This is a genomic window from Sphingobacterium sp. UGAL515B_05, from assembly GCF_033097525.1.
Taxonomy (GTDB): domain Bacteria; phylum Bacteroidota; class Bacteroidia; order Sphingobacteriales; family Sphingobacteriaceae; genus Sphingobacterium.
This window is the reverse complement of sequence record NZ_CP109907.1, coordinates 119,471-139,216: the sequence shown is the minus strand read 5'-3', so window position 1 is coordinate 139,216 and position 19,746 is coordinate 119,471. Positions and strand designations below refer to the sequence as shown.

The window sequence follows — 19,746 nt, the reverse complement described above, 5'->3', positions numbered from 1 at the left end:
TAAAACGCCAATGAAAAAGTGGATTATGTTATGGGCAATGGGCAGCTGTGTGCCAGGAGTTTTTGCACAGCATCCGGCAAAGGTTTCTGAGCTTAAGAAACGTTATGTAACCTATCCCTTTACGGATCCGGATCCCATAGCTTCAGCTCAAAAGTTGTATCCTTATTTCCGCTTTGACGGTTTTACAAATACGGCTATTGAAAAGGACTGGAAAACCGTTATCCTGGAAAACGATTATATTCGGGTACAGGTGATGCCAGAGATCGGTGGGAAAATTTGGTCGGCCTATGATAAGGTCAATAAGCGGGACTATATTTACAATAATGGCGTTGTGAAATTTAGGGATATTGCCATGCGGGGACCATGGACGAGTGGTGGTATCGAAGCGAATTATGGTATTATTGGACACACGCCCAATACTTCTACCCCGGTCGATTACCTTACGCAGGAAAATGCGGATGGAAGCGTAAGTTGCTTTATCCACGCTTATGATATGCTGAGCCGTAGTAACTGGACCTTGGAGATCCGATTAGAAAAAGACAAAGGTTATTTTTCTACACGCTCCTTTTGGTATAATGCCAATGCGGTTGAACAACCTTATTATACCTGGATGAATCTGGGTGTTGCTGCGGGACAAGATCTGAAGTTTTTGTATCCCGGAAATCAATATATCGGTCATGATGGCGATGCGCATGCCTGGCCTATCGATAGCCAGGGACGTGATCTTTCTAACTATAGCGAGAATGCTTTTGGTAGTTCTAAATCATATCATGTATTGGGCGCGCATAGTAATGCTTTTGGGGTTTACTATACAGATCATAATTATGGAATGGCCCGTTATGCCCTCCGTGAAGATAAGTTAGGGAAAAAGATATTTCTTTGGTCGCAGGCTGGAGATGGCAAGATTTGGGAAAATTTATTGACTGATCAGAGTGGGCAATATGTGGAAATCCAAAGTGGACGTCTGTTCAATCAAAATGTTCCTTCCAGCAGCCAGACCCCCTTTAAACAACTTGGATTTGCGCCTTATCAAAGTGACAGCTGGACGGAATACTGGATGCCATTTTCAGGGATAGGAAAACCGAAGGAGATACAACTGTCAGCAGCAATTCAGATAAAACGTGAGAACAATAAGCTATTCTTGGATCTTGATCCAAAGCGACCTTTAAAAGATAGTATATATGTGCTTGATAGCATAGGTACTGTATTAAATCGAAGTTTTATTGAAGCCCAATTGGGCGAACCTACCAGATTATCCTTGATGGTAGCAACCGACTCAAGACCTAGCTATCTGAAATTGGGGCAGGATTATTTTAATCTCAGAACGGATACATCTTGGTCAAAACTGAATAGACCTACTGTAATTTCAGCGGAAGTAAGCTCAGATACGGGGCAGACCAAATTATTGGAGATACGTGATCTCATTCGCTTCAGGCAATATACGCTTGCGGAAGTAAAATTAAAGGAGCTGATCCAGCATGGCGCTACTTCGCAGACCTACCTTGAAATGGCCAAACTGGCCTGGTTTAAAATGGAATATCAGCAATGTTATGCCTATGCCCGGCAAGCATTGTCTATGGATACTTATGATGCACAGGCAAATTATTACTATGGTTTGGCAGCGATTAAGCTAAAAAAAGATAACGATGCTTTAGATGGTTTTGAAGTCGCGTCATTAAATCCAACTTGGCGAAGTGCTTCCTATGTGCAAATGGCCAAATATTACTATCGGATTAAACAATATGAACGTGCAGGAGATTATATCACAAAAGCTGTGGTGGCCAATCCGCTAAATATAGATGCCTTGCAGATGGACGTGTTGGTTCAGCGCAAAAGAGGAGCTGTAACAGATCGTCTTTCCCATCAGACAATTCTCCAATATGATCCGTTTAATGCCTTTCTCCAATTTGAGGAAAAGAAGACATTTTCATCCAGGCAAGAGTTTGCCGCTGAAAAGCTGATGGAACTGGCGATATGGTATGCTGATCTTGGAGAGTTTGAATCGGCCACCGATCTACTCCGTTCGGGACAGAAGAATACGGAAGCTTTAATTTGGCTCGCTTGGCTGACGCGATCGAATAAGTCGATCAGTCAGGAATGGTTAAATCGGGCAACGCAAAGTAAGCCGGCTTTTGTCTTCCCATTTCGAGAAGAAAGTAACCAAGTATTCCAATGGGCAAAAAAAGAGAACAGTAAAAGTTGGACTATCGATTATCTGACTGCACTATTGTATCGTTTCAGAAATCAACCCCAAAAAGCAAGAGAAATTTTGTCGGCAGTAACGCAGGAGCCAACAGATTTTGCGGCCTATTATGCGCTGAAATCAAGTTTGCAAGATACGAGCCGCAAAGATCTGGCGGTACAGATGATGCAGCAGGCAACCTTGATGGAACCACAAGAATGGCGATATGGGCTACATTTGGTGGAGCTCCTAAACAATAGTCAGTCTTATAAAGAAGCCCTTAAGGTGAGTACAGCATATCATCGCAAATTTCCGAAGAATTATATACTAACCTTAGCACAGGTACGTACATTGTTATTGGGGAAAGAATACATGCGGGCTGAGAAAGAATTGGAAGAGGTGACCATACTTCCATTTGAAGGTGCAACTGAAGGCCATCGGTATTATGTACAGACCAAATTAATGTTGGCCTACCAATTTATCCTTGAAAAGAAATATAATGAGGCAAAGTTGAAAATTGCGGAATCGAGATTATGGCCCATGAATTTGGGTGTTGGGGAGCCTTATGCCGATGAAAAAAATGAAATATTGGCCGACTGGCTTGAACTGCATTTGCAGCAAGGGAATAATCAGGGAAATCCAGATCTTTTGAAAAAAATTGCCCAGAGTAAACCTTCAAAAAACAGGTATGAACTGATGCTTCGTGAACTTGCAGAAGAACAATTAAAGCTGTCGAAAGGGGAGGGATCTGCCGCGAAGAAGGATGATTTAAAAGGAATGATTCCTTCGGATCATGATCTTTTCAAGCGGATTAAAGAAGGAACCCTTGCAAGTTATTGGCCTGTATTGATCCGAAATATCTATTTTGAACAGGATCAACGGTTATTCTGATGCGGTGTTAACGTTGCAAGGATATGTTAATCACATTAAAAAGTAGTCGCTTTTGCGACCACTTTTTAATGTGATATTTTCAGATTAATCTAAGCCTATACGAATGGCTTGTTCAACTGGAGTATATCCGTCTGTGGAATCCGTTATCGCTAATTCTCCCCTCAACAGCAAGGGCGGTTGTGCCATAAATTTAGGAAGAGTTCCACTGTGTGGTTGAGCTGAATGGACTAGAAACGGATGGCAAAGATAAACTGTACCTGCTTTACCCGTTGCATACACCTCTTTCCTTTTGGGCAGCTCGTCCAACTTATTCGCAAGCTGCATAAACGAAAGACCAAACTCTCCCGGGGCCGGGAGTAGGTTCTGTTCTGGCTTAGATAAAAAAAGCCCTAACAGTCGTTAGAGCTTCTCTGGTCGGGATGGCCGGATTTGAACCGACGACCTCCAGCACCCCATGCTGGCGCGATACCGGGCTACGCTACATCCCGTTTATTCCAATTTGATCAGAAGTCTTATTTTAAATAGGACGATTAGCCGGAATAATTTTTTTGTAGGGCTAAAATAGTAATTATTGACAAAAAATAAAATGTAAATACGAAAAAACGCCATTCTATTTAGAATGGCGTTTTTCTTCACTAATAGATGCTGATTAGAACTTGTAACCGACCATAATGCCGATTGTTTTATTTTTTGCATCTAAGGTCTTGTCGATATTCGTAAAACCATGGCTGTAATAAGCATCTAATGTAAGGCGGCTGATATCTACACCGATCCCGACTCTACCATCAAATGAAAATTTCTTATAATCGGTAGTTGCGCTGGACTTCACTGTTTTTACATCATAGTTTAACTGCGGTCCCAATAGCCCACGGAGGTTGAAGTCGCCGTTTTCCAAAAATTTATAACCGACCTGTAGTGGTAGATTTATTTGATAGAATTTAGGTGTTTTCTGCACATTTTCGAAGGTATATTCTTTACGTAACAGACTGGCACCGATTCCGGGCTGGAAGAAAACGCGATCTCCTATACGGGCAAATCCTGCTACAGATACGCCGACTTTGCCATTATTATCTTTGACAGACTTGTTACCAAAGGAACTCATATGATAGTTGCTTCCGACCTGTAAACCATAAGTGATATCTTGCGCTTGTGTAGTACCTGCAATTCCTAATAATGTCAATCCCAACAGGGCTACTTTGAATGTTGTTTTCATTGTTAAATTATTTTTTGTGATCAATTGTATGTTGTTCTTTCCTTTATGACAATGGAAAATCCATATACCCTTACAAAAAAAATATTTTATAAAATAGATGACTTACCTTTAGTCGTCACAAAAGCCTTTTTATAAAGTTTTTTGGGTAAATATCATTTGACCGATGTGAGGATGCCACATACTCGCCTGAGCATCTATACGAAAAGAATTACGAATAGGGATAAATAAGGGATTTGAAATTATATGGCGGTATCGAAGTTGATATTAAAAAAAAGTGAAAAATTTGTAAGGGTAATAGTCTATTGGGGTGTCTTACTAATAAAGTGGATTATTTAAACAATAAGACAGATTTGATCAATGTCGGAAAATAAAGAAAAGAATTTTGAGCAGCTTTTTCGGGCGCACTACAAAGAGTTACATCGTTATGCCTACCGGTATCTAGGCGATAGTGATGTAGCGGAAGAGGTTGTGCAACAGGTGTTTTTGCGTCTTTGGGAACGCGACTGGGAGGAGCAGATACATACTTCATTAAAAGCGTATTTATATCGGGCTATTTATAATGAAAGTATGAATGTGCTGAAAAAAGAGCAACGTAAGCTAAAATATCAATCTCACGAACAGCATAGACAGGATTTTGTACCTGCGGTTGATGAAAGTACGCGGGATTTGAACGAAAAGCTACAGGTCGCATTGGCGGAATTACCTGAAAAAAGTCGGACGGTCTTTGAGTTAAGCCGTTTTCAGGAAATGAAATATAAGGATATCGCAGTAACCTTGGATCTGTCGATAAAAACTGTTGAGGGACATATGAGCAAGGCACTGAAGCATTTGCGTATCGAACTTATGGATTATTTAACATTGATTATTTGCTTTCTTATCTATACGCTATGAATAAGGAACTGTTAGAAAGATATATCATTGGTGAGACCAGTGAAATAGAGAATATCATGATACACGATTGGTTAGAAGAAGACGCTAACAATAAGGAGGAGTACATAAAAATGAAAAAAATGTGGGATAGTTTGCCCAAACCCCTGGATTTTCCTGATGTGAACGTGGATAAGGCTTGGGCTGACTTCAAAGTTGTGCGAGATAAAAGAGCGGCAGAAGCTGCGGTAATCCCCCCAAAAAAGACTTCTGTACTTCAATGGAGCTGGTGGTTAGCAGCAAGTATCTTGGTCTTTTGTGCTGTAGGATTCTATGTGTTTGATCAATCTCATCGTGAGGAAATGTTTCTTTCGAGTATGGAGCAAGTACGACAAGATTCCTTACCTGATGGTTCGGTAGTTACCTTAAATAAAAATACGGAGCTGGCTTATTCAAGCAGATGGACCAATAAAAATAGAAATGTGGCATTGAAGAGAGGGGAAGTGTTTTTCCAGGTTCACAAGGATAAAAAACATCCCTTTGTCATTGAGACAGGTAAAACCAAAATTACGGTATTGGGCACCAGTTTTAATGTACGCCGAACATCAGATGCGACGGAAGTTATTGTTGCTACAGGATTGGTTAAAGTCGGTTATGCAAATAAGGAAGTCTTTTTGCGACCACAACAAATGATTACAATCCGGGATAGTGATACAATAAAAGTAGGAAAGGAACCTGTCAAGGATCAATTTTATAAATATTATGTGGATCGTCTGTTTGATTTTGAGAATACCCCATTACAGCGTGTTGTTGAGTTGCTAAATCAAGCTTATGCATATAAGATTATTATTGACCATCCTGCTGATCAGAAATTATTATTGACAGCAAAATTCGAACAAAATAGTTTAACTGAAATTTTGAAAGTCATTTCTAGCACATTTGGATTAAAAGTAAATGTGAAAGGCAGAGAGATTCATCTGACGAGGTGAGCCAACAGATAGATATATTTTCAGAACAAAATTGTATAGAAAACAACATGATACTATTTTTTATAAAGAGGGTAGAGCTTTATCTCTTCATTTTAATGCTGTGTTCGTTCCATTTGGGAAGGGCACAGCAAAAGCTCGCTGCAGCGATTCAAATACCAGCCTATCCAGAGACTACAGTAGGTGAAGTTTTTCGCTTGTTGAAGGAGCAACAGGATGTATTGTTCTCCTTTAATGGAAACATCCTACAGACAGACAGTGTGATTCATACTAAGGCCTTCAAAGGAAATTTGTATGATTATCTGGATCGGATTTTGGGCAAGGAATATAGTTTTAAAGAACTTGGAAGGCATATTATTATTCAATATACACCTCAGCGGATGTCGGTGGAGTTTGAAGTGAAGACACCTCATAAAAACAAAGTTGTCATAGCGGGGTATATCAAAAATATTCGGACTAATAATCCGATTTCGAATGCCAGTATCTTTGATCGAAGTGCTTTATTGTCTACGTTGACAGACCAAAATGGTTACTTTGAGTTGGACGTAAAGAAAAAAAGTAACCTCATTGCTGTGAACGTTAGTAAGGAGGCTTTTCGGGACACCAGTGTTATGGTGATTTTTCCGATAGAAGCGCAAATTGGCGATAAGAAGAAGCGTGAATACGGCTATTTTGAAGGGTATGAAGAAGATCATGGTCTTTATCGATCTTTTTGGGGACGGGTATTTCTGTCTCCTGCCCAAAAGATCCAAAGTATGAATTTAGGCGGGATGTTTTTGTATAGCCCATACCAAATTTCGATGACACCGGGATTAAGTACACATGGTTTTATACAATCGCAAATTGTGAATAAATTTTCCATAAACATTATTGGTGGATCTACTGCGGGGGTAAAAGGCATTGAGCTTGGTGGCGTATTTAATATTAATCAATATGATATGCAAGGCTTGCAAATGGGCGGTGTTTTCAATGCCGTTGGGGGAAGTGTGCATGGCGTACAACTTGCCGGTGTAGGAAACCGTGTGTTCGGAGAAATGAAAGGTTTGCAAATGGCAGGCGTCTTCAATGGTGTCGGAGGAAATGTAAGTGGGGTACAGATCGCCGGTGTAGGAAACCATGTTTCCGGGGAAGTGAAAGGTCTGCAAATAGCGGGGGTTTTTAACAAAGCGGATACCGTTAGTGGTATTCAAATAGCAGGTGTTTTAAATTTGGCGAAAGAAGCTTCGGGAACGACACAGCTTGCTAGCATATTTAACAATAGCGAATCGACTGTTGGAAGTCAAGTAGCAGGCATCGCTAATAAAGCTAAAAAAGTAAGGGGAGTTCAGCTGGCAGGTATCGTTAATATTGCTGATAGTAGTGATTATCCCATTGGTCTGCTTAATTTTATTAAAAATGGTGAGCAGAGTCTTTCAGTAGCGGTCAATGAGGATAGCTATCTCGGACTACAATTTCGTTCAGGTGGTCGTGTACTCTACAGTATATTATCGATCAATAGGGCACTCGATGGCAATAGACCGGATAAATATGCCTTTGAAGCAGGATTAGGGGCAATATTGATCAATAGGACCAAGTTTAGTCTGCGTACGGAAATAGCTACAGGTAATTATCTGACAGAGAAATTTAAAAGCCTGGATAATCATCAGTCGTCGCTGCGGGTAATTCCAGCGTTTAAACTAAGTGAGCGCATGTCTATATTTGTGGCTCCCAGCCTGAACTATGCGGAAAGAGACGAGAATTCAATTTATGGTGGTAGTACATTGTGGAAAGCTTGGCGGAGAGACCGTACCCGAAATACGTTTTATGGTGGTGGAATGGCAGGTCTTATGCTAAAATTATAAAACTAAAAACTATTTGGTAATAGCATTGTTCTATAGATAGCTTTTAAACATTTAACATTTTACGTAAACGCCCGCTATCAATCTGATAGCGGGCGTTTATCTTTGTATAGCTGAGAAAGGACAGTGTTTAAGCAACTGTCGCAGTCTTTAATACATTGCGGTAAGGATAAGAATGGAAGATGTGTCTACGGGCAAATCGACCTAAAGAATCTGCGTTGACAAATTTAATATAGTCATTCCGCTGAACACCGAAATATTCATATTGACTGCCGTCGTGAAAAGTGACTGTCAATATTTGTGCTTTCCAGTCAATATCCTGAATACCAGAATTGGTAATTGTTTCCGTGTAGATCGGCAACTGTTGCTCTAATGTTTCAGGACAGATGCTTACCAGGAAATGGTAGGCTTCAATCATTTCCACACTTTTTTGCTCTGCAGCCAAACGACCTTCTTCATCATTGACAAATTTATCGGGATGACATTCTTTCATGATTGTCCGGTAGGTAGATTTCAGGGTTTTAAGATCCACAGATTTCTCTACGTTAAGTAACTTCCGGTAGTCGGCAATTTTTTTCATGGCGGCAAAGATATGCTTAATAATCAGATTATTCGTTATGAAATATGAAAAAAACTTATTTCTTCAACAAGGTTTTTACATAGAGCTGTTCGACCTTCTCTCTAGCCCAAGGTGTTTTCCTTAAGAAAGTTAGGGAAGATTTGACGCTCGGGTTGTCATTGAAGCATCGAATGGATATGCGTTGTCCCAATTCTTCCCAACCATAGTACTCCACTAAATATTCAATGATGGTGTCGAGCCTTTTTCCGTGTAATGGATTATTAATTTGTTCTTGCATGCCGTAAAGATAATAATCTTCAAATAATGGATTGCGCTAATTTTTATGGTTTGGATGAAAATGGAGCTGAACCTAGAAATTATTAATATTCTTTAAGTTGTGTGGCTAGCTTTTCTAGTTCTAAATTGAGCTGTTCGTCCCAAATTGCCCCAGTGGCATCCAGTTTCCCTTTGACTCCTTGTATGAGCAGATTTCGTTTTTCGTCAATTTGAGCGCCCAGTCCCTGCAGGATACGTTGTAGTTCGATATGCGCTGTTTCGCCTTGCGCAGCAGCAGTAATGATACTAACGGGTTTATTGGTGAAAACCGTGGTTGCAGCACACCACTCAAGTAGATTTTTTAATCCACTGGGCACACTGAAAATATATTCAGGGCTACTGATCAATACCAAATCGGCATCGTTTATTACCTGACGAAGTGCAATAATTTCAATAGGTGGATGAGACTGGCTCTCTTCAGGATCAAAATGAGGCAGTTCTTTCAGACGGTCAAATACGGTGAAATTGATGTCGGCGTTAATCTCCTGTTGGAGGTGGCTTACAATATGATGATTGGATGAATGTGTATTGGCACTACCTATAATGGCAAAAATAGTTTTCATGTGAGTTTAAATCTAGTCAACAGCTGTATACTGCTGCTGTGTTTTTACTTTGTATATTCTTAATGCAGGAACTAAATTACAATATTCAATTCAAACGATTGACTTTCTTCTTCGCTTCAATGTAATTTTTCGTTTCTTTCTCCTTTTACCGATTAAGTTTATACTTTTGGAACTGAGGACTTATTATTGGCTTTTTTCGGATTATATGCTTTATTATGAGAAATAAAATGGGGTACCGCTTATTGTGGGAACGTATTCGTACTGGAGACGAAACGGCCTTCTTTGATCTATATGCGGCGCTCTATCAAGAGCTTGTCAATTTTGGAATACGCACTTGTGGCGACAGTGACTTGGCAAGTGAAGCAACCGATCAGGTCTTTGTTAAAATTTGGGAGAAAAGAGAACAGCTAGATCGGGTAGAAAATGTACAGTCCTATCTCATTACTTTTTTAAAAAGACGTATTCTGCGTCTACTGGAGAAACAACATAAAATCAATACAGCCCTTCAAAATGTGAAAGCTGAAGATGACTGGGTGGAGATGCCCTATGAGGAGTTTGTCATCAAAGTACAGACGAATGAAATTATACAGATCCGTTTGAAGGAGGCGTTGGAGAAGTTGTCTTTTCGTCAGAAACAGCTGGTGAATCTGAAGTTTTTTGAGGGCTATTCCTATGAAAAAATAGCTGAAACTACGCAGATGTCGGTGAAAACTGCCTACAATACGCTTTATGATGCTTTAAAGATTCTGAGGGAGGAATTGAAAGATATCTAAGTTCTGTGTCTGGCTTTTTATTTTAAGGCTTTCAATAATAACATGCGCGTACGATGTTTGCAAAAGTAGGTGTGTTGGTATTTATTGTGTAAAATAATTGATTGATTTTCAGTTATTTGAAAAATAATTTAAATTTTCTTTAGGAAAAAGCCAGGCTTTAGGGCACTATAGAGTAAATACCCAAAAGAATGAGCCAAAAAGATTATAAACAGTTAGAAGATTTTTTGATTGATGATACTTTTCAAAAGTATTGTTCGGGAGAAGATAAAAACTGTATTCTATACTGGCAACAATATAGCCTGAATCATCCAGAACAAGCGGAGACGATTCTGAAAGCCAAACGCCTATTTCAACTCTTGGTTGGTAACCGCAGACCTGTGAATGAGCAATTGGAAAAATTGAAGACAGATCTGCAAAATGCTCCAGTAGAACATCGCGTGTCCTATCGGCTTAACTGGCCTAAATGGGCAGCCATTGCCGCTGTATTTGTCGCTTTGATATCGGGCGGTATCTGGTATTATGCTCAACCGGGCAAAGTTGATACGACATTACCAATAAGCGCAATTGGCCAGGTCTATCAAACAAAAAATGGTGAAAAAAAGACCTTCGAATTAAGTGACGGAAGTACTGTTACGTTAAACTCTGCAAGCAAACTGGAGTTATCGGCAGATTTCAATCAGGAATTGCGTGTGGTGCGGCTTGCGGGTGAAGGTTATTTTCAGGTGGCCAAGAATAAGGAGAAACCTTTTGTGGTACAAGCATCTGATTTTGATATCAAGGTCCTGGGAACAACATTTAATGTGAAGAGTTATGCCGATGAACCCACAGCAGAAGCACTGCTTGTCGAAGGATCGATTGAAATGACGAGCAAAGGACAGCGTGAAAATTCTGTTGTTATCAAACCGAATCAAAAAATCACGATCTTTAAGAATCAAGCTGAAATAGCAATTGCTCGTAAAAACAATAAACCAATCGCGAGCAAATTACCGGTTAAGGAGATTGCCATAGAGAACATCCCTACAATAGAATCCAATACAGCTGAAATACCAGACATTGCATGGCGTGAAAATAGATTAGAAATCGTGGACCAAGATTTTGAATCGCTTCGCCGGACGTTGGAACGTTGGTATGATGTGGATATAGACATTCAAAACGACCGATTAAAACAATACCGTTTTACAGCAACCTTCAGTAAAGAAGATATTGCTCAGGTATTGAGTGCTTTACAAAAAGTTGAACCTTTTAAATTTAATGTATATGGGAGAAAAATAACTATATCAGAGAAGTAAAAAGGATGGTGGACCAACACCATCCTTCATTGAAAAAATGATTAACCAAAAGCAGCAACATTGGGGCGTGCTGCTTCATATTAATTTTAACCAACACTAAAATATGATTAAAAATTGCTTATTGCAAATGCGCAATGGATATATTGTGCATTTTAGATTCATTATCCGGATGAAACTAGCCTTAATTATGACTACGTGTGCTGTTATGAATGTTTCGGCAAATGTATTTTCCCAACAAAAAGTCTCCTTGGATGTCCAAAAAACAAAATTGAGCAAGGTACTTAAAATGATCGAAGAGCAAAGTGATTATTACTTTGTCTATAATTCGACGAATGAAAATTTAAATAAAGAAGTGTCAGTCAATGCGAATAATACCAAGGTATTGGATGTATTGGCTAAGCTTTTCAATAAAAGTGGATTGGTTTATTCCGTTTCTAAGGAAGGTCTTGTGGTTGTCAGTCAACAGCAGCAGGTGGCTGTCGCAGGTGTCGTCACGGACGATAAAGGCAATCCCTTAGCTGGTGCTACGGTACGTGTTAAGGGAACCGCGGTAGGACGAGCGACAGATATCAATGGACGTTTTACGATTGATGCAGCAACAGGAAATACCTTAATTATTTCTTTTGCAGGTTACACTTCGCAAGAAGTGGCCGTAACCAAAGCGGGGGATCTGAAAATTGTTTTATTGGAAGATAATCGGATGCTCAATGAGGTCGTTGTGACGGCATTGGGTATGAAGAAAGAGAAGCGCTCATTGGGGTATTCTGTTACGCAGGTTGCTGGTGAATCGCTAACCACAGCCCGTGAAAATAATGTGATGAATTCACTCGTCGGAAAGGTGGCCGGGTTGGATATTAGTTCTACCTCTGGCGGTGCCGGAGCTGCGTCCAATGTGACCATCCGCGGAGTATCGAGTTTGAACCAGACAAATCAACCATTATACGTAATTAATGGTATTCCTATGGAAAGTAAGCCGGTGGGTATCGGAAATGCTAACTCTAAAGGAAATTCCGGAAGCCAATGGGATAATGCACCCGATCTTGGCGATGCAATCGGCAATATCAACCCAGACGACATAGAAAGTATTTCGGTACTGAAAGGTGCTGCAGCGTCTGCATTATATGGTTCAAGAGCCAAGGCAGGGGTTATCCTTATTACAACAAAATCAGGAAAAGGCAATTCGATCGATTTTAATAGTAACCTTGTTGCCGAGCAAATTATAGACAACACGAATTGGCAAACAGTCTATGGTCAGGGGGCAAACGGTGAGAAGCCAACGACCCAAGCAGGCGCAGCCCAAGTGGGAGGTTCAAGCTGGGGAGCTAAATTAGATGGAACACCCGTTGTACAATTCGATGGCGCATCAAGACCTTATTCATTACAAAAGGGGAATTTAGATCGCTTTTATCGTACTGGTTCCACATGGACAAATACGCTGGCATTAAATAAATCATTTGATGGTGGCTCTATTCGTCTGTCAGGAACAGATGTCAATAACAGATCTGTTGTTCCGAATTCAGGATTGAAAAGACAATCCTTTAATTTGGTTGGACTTTTTGAGCCACTCAAAGGTTTGACGATTGATGCACGCTATAATATGATTTTGGAGCAAGTCAAAAATCGTCCAATGGTTTCTGACGGTGCTGGAAATGCCAATTACAACGTCATGTTTTTGCCAACGAGCATCAATGTAAACGATTTGAAGCCATGGAAAGATGACAATGGAAAAGAAATCCTCTATAATTCAGGGAATGTGTATGCAACCAACCCTTGGTTTGCAGCAAATGAGTTTATAAATAATACGAACCGGGATCGTTCGATCGCTTCCGTAACAGCAAAGTATACCATGGGTAATGGTTTGTTTGTTCAGGGAAGGGCAGGAAGAGATGGTTATACCGATCATTATAAGAATGTTGTTCCTTCTGGCACCGGCTATTATGAGAATGGTAAAATTGCAGAGCAGGAAACTAAATTTGCAGATATTAATGCCGATGTTTTGGTCGGTAAGTCATTCACTTTCGGAGATTATACCCTTACACCTAATCTAGGTGCGAGTTACCGAAATACTAAAATCAGACAGACGACCAATTTAGGTACTGACTTCGCGATATTTGGTGTGTATAATATTTTGAACGCAAAAAATAAGTCGGTAGCGTATCTTGAAAGTGAATCGGAGACACAGTCTACTTATGGTACCTTAGAATTTGCTTATAAAGATATAGCTTATTTGACTGGTAGTTTACGCTCTGACTGGTTTTCTACTTTAGCTACACCTGGAGTAGATAATAAATTGAACTCTGTTTACCCCGCAATCTCGGGTTCATTTATCTTTTCAGAATATCTAAAACCATCATGGTTGAGTTTTGGAAAGTTGAGAGCAGGTTTTGCTCAGGTAGGACAGGCAACAGATCCTTATCAAACCTTGTTAACCTATAATTTTAGAAGTGAGGTACTCAACGGACAACCTTTAGGGGTTATTAACAATGTGAATATTCCGAACTCTTCCTTAAAAGCTTCTACGGCAACAGAGTTGGAAATTGGAACGGAGTTGCGTCTTTTTAATGATCGTGTAAATTTGGATCTAACATGGTATAACAAAAAGTCGAAAGATGAAATTTCCTTTATCACAACGCCTTCCGCAAGCGGATATGCCGGTGCTGTACTCAATGCCGGTAAAATGCAAAATAAGGGATTTGAAGCATTGATTTCAGCCACAGTTGTCAAAACGGAAGATTTTAAATGGGTATCCTCATTGAATGGTTCTTACAACGACAATAAAGTGATTTCATTGGCTGAGGGAATGGACGAACAGACGGTAGCGACTTCGCGTTCGGGTGTAGGTTACTTAATGAATAAAGTTGGTATGCCTGCTTTCCAGATCATGGCTTTCGATTATAAATACGATAGTAATGGCGAGATCGTAAAATTGGCCGATGGTTCTCCTGACCGGGGTGAGTTAAAGTCCTATGGTTCGGCAATGAATAAATGGTTTGCTGGCTGGAATAATGAGTTTAGCTACAAAAGGTTCAATTTTTCTTTCTTGGTTGATGGAAAATGGGGTGGAAAGCTTTTCTCGGGAACAGATTACTACGGTTATATTTTTGGATTACATCAGGAAACTGTGGCTGATCGTGAAAGCTTGGGCAGAACAGCTTCTACCTATTATACCAATACGGCAAATAATGTATCTAAGATATTTGTAAACAGCGCTGATTTTGTGAAATTGAGACAGGTCGTTATGGGCTATACTTTCCCATCCAATCTATTTAATAACAAAGTTAAGTCGATTACAGTAAGTGCTGTAGCGCGCAATCTCTGGACGATCATGAAGAAAACAAATAACATAGATCCAGAGTCGAGCTATAATGCAACTTTCCCGGGCCTGGAGCTTGGAGGTGTACCTGCAGTACGTACTTACGGTGTTAATTTAAGTGTTAAATTCTAATTGCAAACAATCATGAAAAGATATATTAAACCGGTAGTTATTAGTTTAATGGCAGCGACATTATTTATGGAAAGTAGCTGTACAAAAGATTTTGATAAGATAAATACAGACCCCGTTGCTTATGGTAAAGAAAATTGGGATCCAAATTATACATTGAGCTCTGCACAATTATTTTATACAGGAAGTTTTGATTTTGCATACGATACATGGCGTGGAAATCTAATTTACTCGTCGACAATGATGCAGGGTTTATCGACTGTAGTGAGTTATTGGGCCGGCGATAAATATATGCTGAATGAAAGCTATACCGCGGCGTATTGGGGTACGGGTACAGTTGGGGCCTATATTGAGCAGGTTCGTAATATTGTGGATGTGGTTGAGTTTACAAAAGACAAACCAAAATATGCAAATCTGTACAATGTCGCACGTATTTGGAAAGCTTTAATTTTTGCTCGCTTGACTGATTTGTATGGTGATGTTCCCTATTCGGAGGCGGGACTGGGTTTTTATACCAAAGTTTATAAACCGAAATATGATAAGCAGCAGGACATCTATAACGATTTGTTAAAGGAACTTGAAACGGCTACTGCAGCATTAAAGGATGATGGTGATAAAGTCACTGGTGATGTTATTTATAAAGGTGATATTGCCAAATGGCGTAAATTTGGCAATTCTCTGCTCTTACGAACAGCAATGCGTTTGGTTAAAGTAGACGAATCTAAAGCGAAGGAATATGTACAGAAGGCTGTGGGTAAGACAATGGACAGTAATGCCGACAATGCATTTATTTTACATGATGAATCAGGATCTAGGGTTACTCAGAATAGAAATAGCCAGGTTTTATTGGGCGATGGTGGCCAAGAGAATTATTATGTGAAATGGTCTAAAACGTTTATTGACTACCTAAAAAGCAATAGTGATCCGAGGTTACAAAAGGTTGCTGTTACAAAACTATATTTATCAGAAAAGGACAAAACACAGAACGGGAGTTTTATCACAGATCCAACCAAGCAAAAGGGGATGCCGAATGGAAAAGATTTGGGATCAAACGCGCAGTATAACATTAGTAGCGACCCAAGTTATACGACATTTGCAGAATATTCTTCGCCCAATCCTAATATGATCAAGCGGACCGGTGCGACATTTATTTTGACCTATGGCGAATCCGAGTTGCTGTTGGCTGAGGCAGCCCAACGTTGGGGAATAGGTGGTAGTGCAAGCGATCATTATAAAAAAGGTGTGAAGGCAAGTATTACCTATCTGAATCAGTATGATGGCTCATTAGCGATCAGTGACGCAGATGCAGAAACGTATCTAGCGGCTCATCCATTCGATGCAGCAAACGCTTTGAAGCAGATCAATACCCAATATTGGGCGCATACGATAACCATGCTCGATTTTTATGAAACCTGGAGCAACTGGCGCAGAAGCGGATATCCGGCGTTAACTCCTGTGAATTATCCAGGAAATGCTACTTCGGGGACTATTCCAAGAAGATTCCCTTATCCTTCTACTGAAGCGGCTATCAATGGCGAAAACTACAGAGCAGCTTCAGCTGCAGTACCTGGCGGAGATAAGTTGTCCGGTCGAGTTTGGTGGGATAAATAATTACAATGGTTTGTTTTTGATTGAGGCTGAACTTTCGTAGTTTGGCCTCTTTAAACCTTTTATAAAATATGATAAACCTAAAAAATCAACTGCTATTTGCGATTGCGATTTCCTGTCTTGCCTTTTCATGTAAAAATAATACCGAAAAGAAAGATGCGGATGCAGTAAAAGCCAAATCCTTGACCGGTACCTATAAGCTTATTGAAAGCAAAACAATCAAAGGGAAAGATACGGTAACTGCTTTTACGGACACGAGCAAAACCGAAATGTTTAAAATGTTCAATGATGACCATTTTTCTTTTTTTAACCACGATAAGGAAAAAGGTAAAGGTAAAGAACCGCTGTTTGTCGCAGGCGGGGGCACCTATTCTTTTGATGGTGTCAACTATCAAGAAAGATTACAATATTGTTCAATGCGCGATTGGGAAAGTAATAAGTTTGATTTTCAACTTACTTTAAAAGGAGATACATTGGTTCAGACCGGTGAGGAAAACTTACCTGAATTGGGAGTTAAACATACCATTGTGGAGACCTATCTAAAAGTTAAATAATCGATAATCTTATACCTGGAGTTTTAAAATCCTTCTTAAGTTTATTTTATTAATGCAGACACTCAAGTTTATTCTTGAGTGTTTTTTGTTTAACGGAGGCCCTTTAATGGGCTTTTGTGCATTTTTAGAATTATTTTAGAAAAAAAATAAAATTATATTGCAACATTTTCAGCAGAGCCCCGACTACATAGTAGAAACATAAGAATTAACTGTATTAATTTTAGAACGTGCAAAATCAGCTTAGCGATAAAGATTTATTAGCGATGTGCCAAACGGGCAATGAGTCTGGATTTGCACAGCTCTATCATCGGTATGCAAAAAAGATCTTTAATTCTATTTATCGAATTTTGTCCAATCAGGAAGAAAGTGAAGATATTTTACAGGAAACCTTTGTTGACTTTTTTTCAAGATCAGATAAATGGCATTTAGTTCTCAGTGTGGAAGCCTGGTTGAGAAGGATGGGGGTGAATAAGGCAATCTCACTGTTACGGAAGAATAAGCAATATTTTACGCCGGTGGATGATTTGGAAATTAAGGATGATGGCGAAGACGAATTGCTGGAAAAAGAATGGCGTGAATGTCGTTTGACAGATTTAGAAGCTGTAATCGATCAGCTGACCGGTGTACCTAAGATGGTGGTAAACCTTTATCTGTTTGAAAATATGAGCCATGATGAAGTTGCGGAAACATTAGGGATGACGGCGGTGGCGGTACGCAGCCAGTATCATCGTGCTAAAAAGAAAATATACGAACAATTGAAGGAAAGGTATAATTATGCGGGATAATTTAAAAGATTTTGTAAACGCTAATCGGGAGGCATTTGATCAGAGGGAACCTTCGGCTGACTTATGGAATAAAATAAGACCACAAGTAGTTCCTCCTGTTCAGGAAAGAAAGATTAAACCTTTATGGAAGTGGGCTAGTATTGCGGCAGCAGCATTGTTAGTTGGGACAGCAACTTTTATTGCTTTTAACCAACAACGAGAAATAGAAGTAGAAAAGCCTGTGGCTGCGGTACATCCTATTACTGTTCCGGAAAAAGAAGACAACGCAAAAGCAGTTGATGCTGAGGTGATGGGAATTCATACTGGTAGCCAAGAGGCTTCAGCTCCCGTTAAGGCAATAGCGGGGATAAAAAGTAAAGAAAAACAATCTTTCAGGGAGAGTGTATTGGAAACTGATCAACATGAAATGGAAAAAGGGATGGATTATGTGCAGATGCTTCAAGATTCGAGTTCCGCGAGCACACGTTTAAGTGCTGTCTTGGCGATGAAAGATGGGGGAAAGTTAGATCGGAATAGTATGGGAGCTTTGGAAAAGACTGCTGTATCAGATCAGAGTAGTAATGTACGCATGGCTGCAATAGAAACCATATTAAGTGGACTAAGCCCGGAAGAACGTACTCAAAAGGTTCAGGACTTTTTTGTGGAGCAAAATGATCCCACTTTACAAATGGAACTGATGCAGATGATGGCCCAACAGGAGGATCCGACGATGAAAGCAACGACAAAAGAAAAGTTAAATGAAATTGTGGAAGATCCGTTTACCCTAAAATTTGTGAAAGAACAGGCATATGCGGTATTATTAAATCAATAATAGGATATATTAAGGTAGAAGTCAGATTGTGTAGGTTAATCTATGAAAAAGCTTAAAATGCATTATTTGACAAATAATGAAGACAAACTAAAACGAAATGAAAAAGATAAGGATAATGATGATTGGGGTCGCACTGATCTTTGCTAGCGCATTGCAGGCCCAGGTAAATGAAACTGTAGAAAGTGTGGCTGCGCCAAAACCTCCTAATCCTCCTAAAAAGGCCAGAGCAGTTTCAGGCGTTATAGTAAATAATAGTAATAATTTCACTTTTAGTTCCGCTGGATTCGGTCGTAGTAGTGGGCCGAAAAACTGGAAAGAAATTAAAGTGCCCAACTTGGGAAACAAGCTTTTACTAAAACTGGATAATGTTTATATTGAAGGTTATAAAGGAAAAGATGTGCTGATTACAGCCAAGGTGGAGGAGACTGAAGAAAATGACCGCGCAAAAGGCCTACGTGTGATCAATGGCTCGGGATTATCGGATAATTCAGGACTTGGTATGAATATCAAGACAGAAGGTGGAGTGACGGAAATAAGCATGGTTGGAATGCCCTTAGAGGATTCTATTCGTATCAAGATACCAATGGATTTACCTGTGACGATCAAAGGAGGGCGTGGGGCCATGTTTAATGCTGGAGTTATCGAATTAAAAGATATCCGGGCTGAGGTTGAAGTTGCTAGTACGATGGGGAACGTGAATTTATTGAATGTTACCGGGCCAATTAATGTAAAGGTTTCACAGGGAGATGTTACAGCCAAATTTGTTCAACCTGTCAAAGGGCCGATTTCTTTGGTCGCTGCCATGGGCGCCGTAGATGTTGCTTTTCCAAAGAATTTTGGCGCTAACGTGGATGTAAAATCTGCTATGGGAAATATCTATGCTGCGGACGAATTTCAATTCGAAAAACCTGAAGAGGAAACCAAATCAAACCCCATGGGAAATGCAGTGAAAGGCAAAATGAACGGTGGTGGACAGGATGTTATTTTAAAAACATCCTTAGGAGATATCTATATAAGAACACAGAAGTAATATATATAATGATATAATA

General features: G+C 39.8%; 17 protein-coding genes and 1 tRNA gene. 12 read left to right on the top strand and 6 right to left on the bottom strand.

Annotated elements, in window-relative coordinates:
- Positions 1 to 10 precede the first annotated feature (10 nt).
- The gene (locus tag OK025_RS00575; protein ID WP_317667872.1) at positions 11 to 3,073 is read left to right on the top strand and encodes a DUF5107 domain-containing protein; all 3,063 of its coding nucleotides are present in this window, start codon (positions 11 to 13) and stop codon (positions 3,071 to 3,073) included.
- A gap of 84 nt (positions 3,074 to 3,157) precedes the next feature.
- On the opposite strand, the gene OK025_RS00570 is transcribed toward OK025_RS00575, so the two are convergent.
- From OK025_RS00570 to OK025_RS00560, 3 genes are all read right to left on the bottom strand, one after another.
- Positions 3,158 to 3,397, bottom strand: a complete 240-nt coding sequence (locus OK025_RS00570; RefSeq protein WP_317667871.1) for a hypothetical protein — start codon at positions 3,395 to 3,397, stop codon at positions 3,158 to 3,160.
- Positions 3,398 to 3,484: 87 nt separating this feature from the next.
- Positions 3,485 to 3,561 (bottom strand) — tRNA-Pro (locus OK025_RS00565).
- A gap of 161 nt (positions 3,562 to 3,722) precedes the next feature.
- Positions 3,723 to 4,286 (bottom strand): porin family protein, encoded by a 564-nt coding sequence (locus OK025_RS00560; protein WP_317667870.1) that lies wholly within the window; start codon positions 4,284 to 4,286, stop codon positions 3,723 to 3,725.
- A 357-nt stretch (positions 4,287 to 4,643) separates the two neighbouring features.
- Between OK025_RS00560 and OK025_RS00555 the strand changes: the two genes are divergently transcribed.
- From OK025_RS00555 to OK025_RS00545, 3 genes are read left to right on the top strand one after another with little or no spacing between them, the layout of a single operon-like run.
- The gene (locus OK025_RS00555) at positions 4,644 to 5,177 is read left to right on the top strand and encodes an RNA polymerase sigma-70 factor (RefSeq protein WP_153845037.1); all 534 of its coding nucleotides are present in this window, start codon (positions 4,644 to 4,646) and stop codon (positions 5,175 to 5,177) included.
- The gene (locus OK025_RS00550; protein ID WP_317667869.1) at positions 5,174 to 6,142 is read left to right on the top strand and encodes a FecR family protein; all 969 of its coding nucleotides are present in this window, start codon (positions 5,174 to 5,176) and stop codon (positions 6,140 to 6,142) included. The genes OK025_RS00555 and OK025_RS00550 overlap by 4 nt, the downstream gene beginning before the upstream one ends.
- Before the next feature lie 47 nt (positions 6,143 to 6,189).
- Complete coding sequence (locus OK025_RS00545) at positions 6,190 to 7,980, top strand: hypothetical protein (protein WP_317667868.1); 1,791 nt, start codon at positions 6,190 to 6,192, stop codon at positions 7,978 to 7,980.
- A 127-nt stretch (positions 7,981 to 8,107) separates the two neighbouring features.
- Here the strand turns inward: OK025_RS00545 and OK025_RS00540 are convergent, their stop codons facing one another.
- The 3 genes from OK025_RS00540 to OK025_RS00530 all read right to left on the bottom strand — a co-directional run bounded on the left by OK025_RS00540 (position 8,108) and on the right by OK025_RS00530 (position 9,435).
- Positions 8,108 to 8,557: a KTSC domain-containing protein gene (locus OK025_RS00540; RefSeq protein WP_088160655.1), complete on the bottom strand. Its 450-nt coding sequence runs from the start codon at positions 8,555 to 8,557 to the stop codon at positions 8,108 to 8,110.
- Between the two features lie 55 nt (positions 8,558 to 8,612).
- On the bottom strand, positions 8,613 to 8,834 hold the full coding sequence (locus OK025_RS00535; protein ID WP_120336572.1) for a VF530 family DNA-binding protein: 222 nt from the start codon (positions 8,832 to 8,834) through the stop codon (positions 8,613 to 8,615).
- A gap of 82 nt (positions 8,835 to 8,916) precedes the next feature.
- On the bottom strand, positions 8,917 to 9,435 hold the full coding sequence (locus tag OK025_RS00530; protein WP_317667867.1) for an NAD(P)H-dependent oxidoreductase: 519 nt from the start codon (positions 9,433 to 9,435) through the stop codon (positions 8,917 to 8,919).
- A gap of 215 nt (positions 9,436 to 9,650) precedes the next feature.
- On the opposite strand from OK025_RS00530, the gene OK025_RS00525 reads away from it, so the two are divergent.
- The 8 genes from OK025_RS00525 (at position 9,651) to OK025_RS00490 (ending at position 19,727) form a co-directional block, all read left to right on the top strand.
- Positions 9,651 to 10,208 (top strand): RNA polymerase sigma factor, encoded by a 558-nt coding sequence (locus tag OK025_RS00525; RefSeq protein ID WP_075991650.1) that lies wholly within the window; start codon positions 9,651 to 9,653, stop codon positions 10,206 to 10,208.
- A 188-nt stretch (positions 10,209 to 10,396) separates the two neighbouring features.
- Entirely contained in the window at positions 10,397 to 11,497 is a 1,101-nt protein-coding gene (locus OK025_RS00520) for a FecR family protein (protein ID WP_317667866.1), read from the top strand.
- A gap of 103 nt (positions 11,498 to 11,600) precedes the next feature.
- Positions 11,601 to 14,942 carry a SusC/RagA family TonB-linked outer membrane protein gene (locus tag OK025_RS00515; RefSeq protein WP_317667865.1) on the top strand — a complete coding sequence of 1,114 codons (3,342 nt, stop codon included), beginning with the start codon at positions 11,601 to 11,603 and terminating at the stop codon, positions 14,940 to 14,942.
- Between the two features lie 12 nt (positions 14,943 to 14,954).
- Complete coding sequence (locus tag OK025_RS00510; RefSeq protein WP_317667864.1) at positions 14,955 to 16,550, top strand: SusD/RagB family nutrient-binding outer membrane lipoprotein; 1,596 nt, start codon at positions 14,955 to 14,957, stop codon at positions 16,548 to 16,550.
- 68 nt (positions 16,551 to 16,618) lie between these two features.
- Positions 16,619 to 17,101, top strand: coding sequence for a hypothetical protein (locus tag OK025_RS00505; protein ID WP_317667863.1), 483 nt, complete (start codon positions 16,619 to 16,621; stop codon positions 17,099 to 17,101).
- A gap of 227 nt (positions 17,102 to 17,328) precedes the next feature.
- On the top strand, positions 17,329 to 17,886 hold the full coding sequence (locus tag OK025_RS00500) for a sigma-70 family RNA polymerase sigma factor (protein ID WP_317667862.1): 558 nt from the start codon (positions 17,329 to 17,331) through the stop codon (positions 17,884 to 17,886).
- The gene (locus tag OK025_RS00495) at positions 17,876 to 18,697 is read left to right on the top strand and encodes a hypothetical protein (protein WP_317667861.1); all 822 of its coding nucleotides are present in this window, start codon (positions 17,876 to 17,878) and stop codon (positions 18,695 to 18,697) included. The genes OK025_RS00500 and OK025_RS00495 overlap by 11 nt, the downstream gene beginning before the upstream one ends.
- A gap of 97 nt (positions 18,698 to 18,794) precedes the next feature.
- The gene (locus OK025_RS00490) at positions 18,795 to 19,727 is read left to right on the top strand and encodes a DUF4097 family beta strand repeat-containing protein (RefSeq protein ID WP_317667860.1); all 933 of its coding nucleotides are present in this window, start codon (positions 18,795 to 18,797) and stop codon (positions 19,725 to 19,727) included.
- Positions 19,728 to 19,746 lie beyond the last annotated feature (19 nt).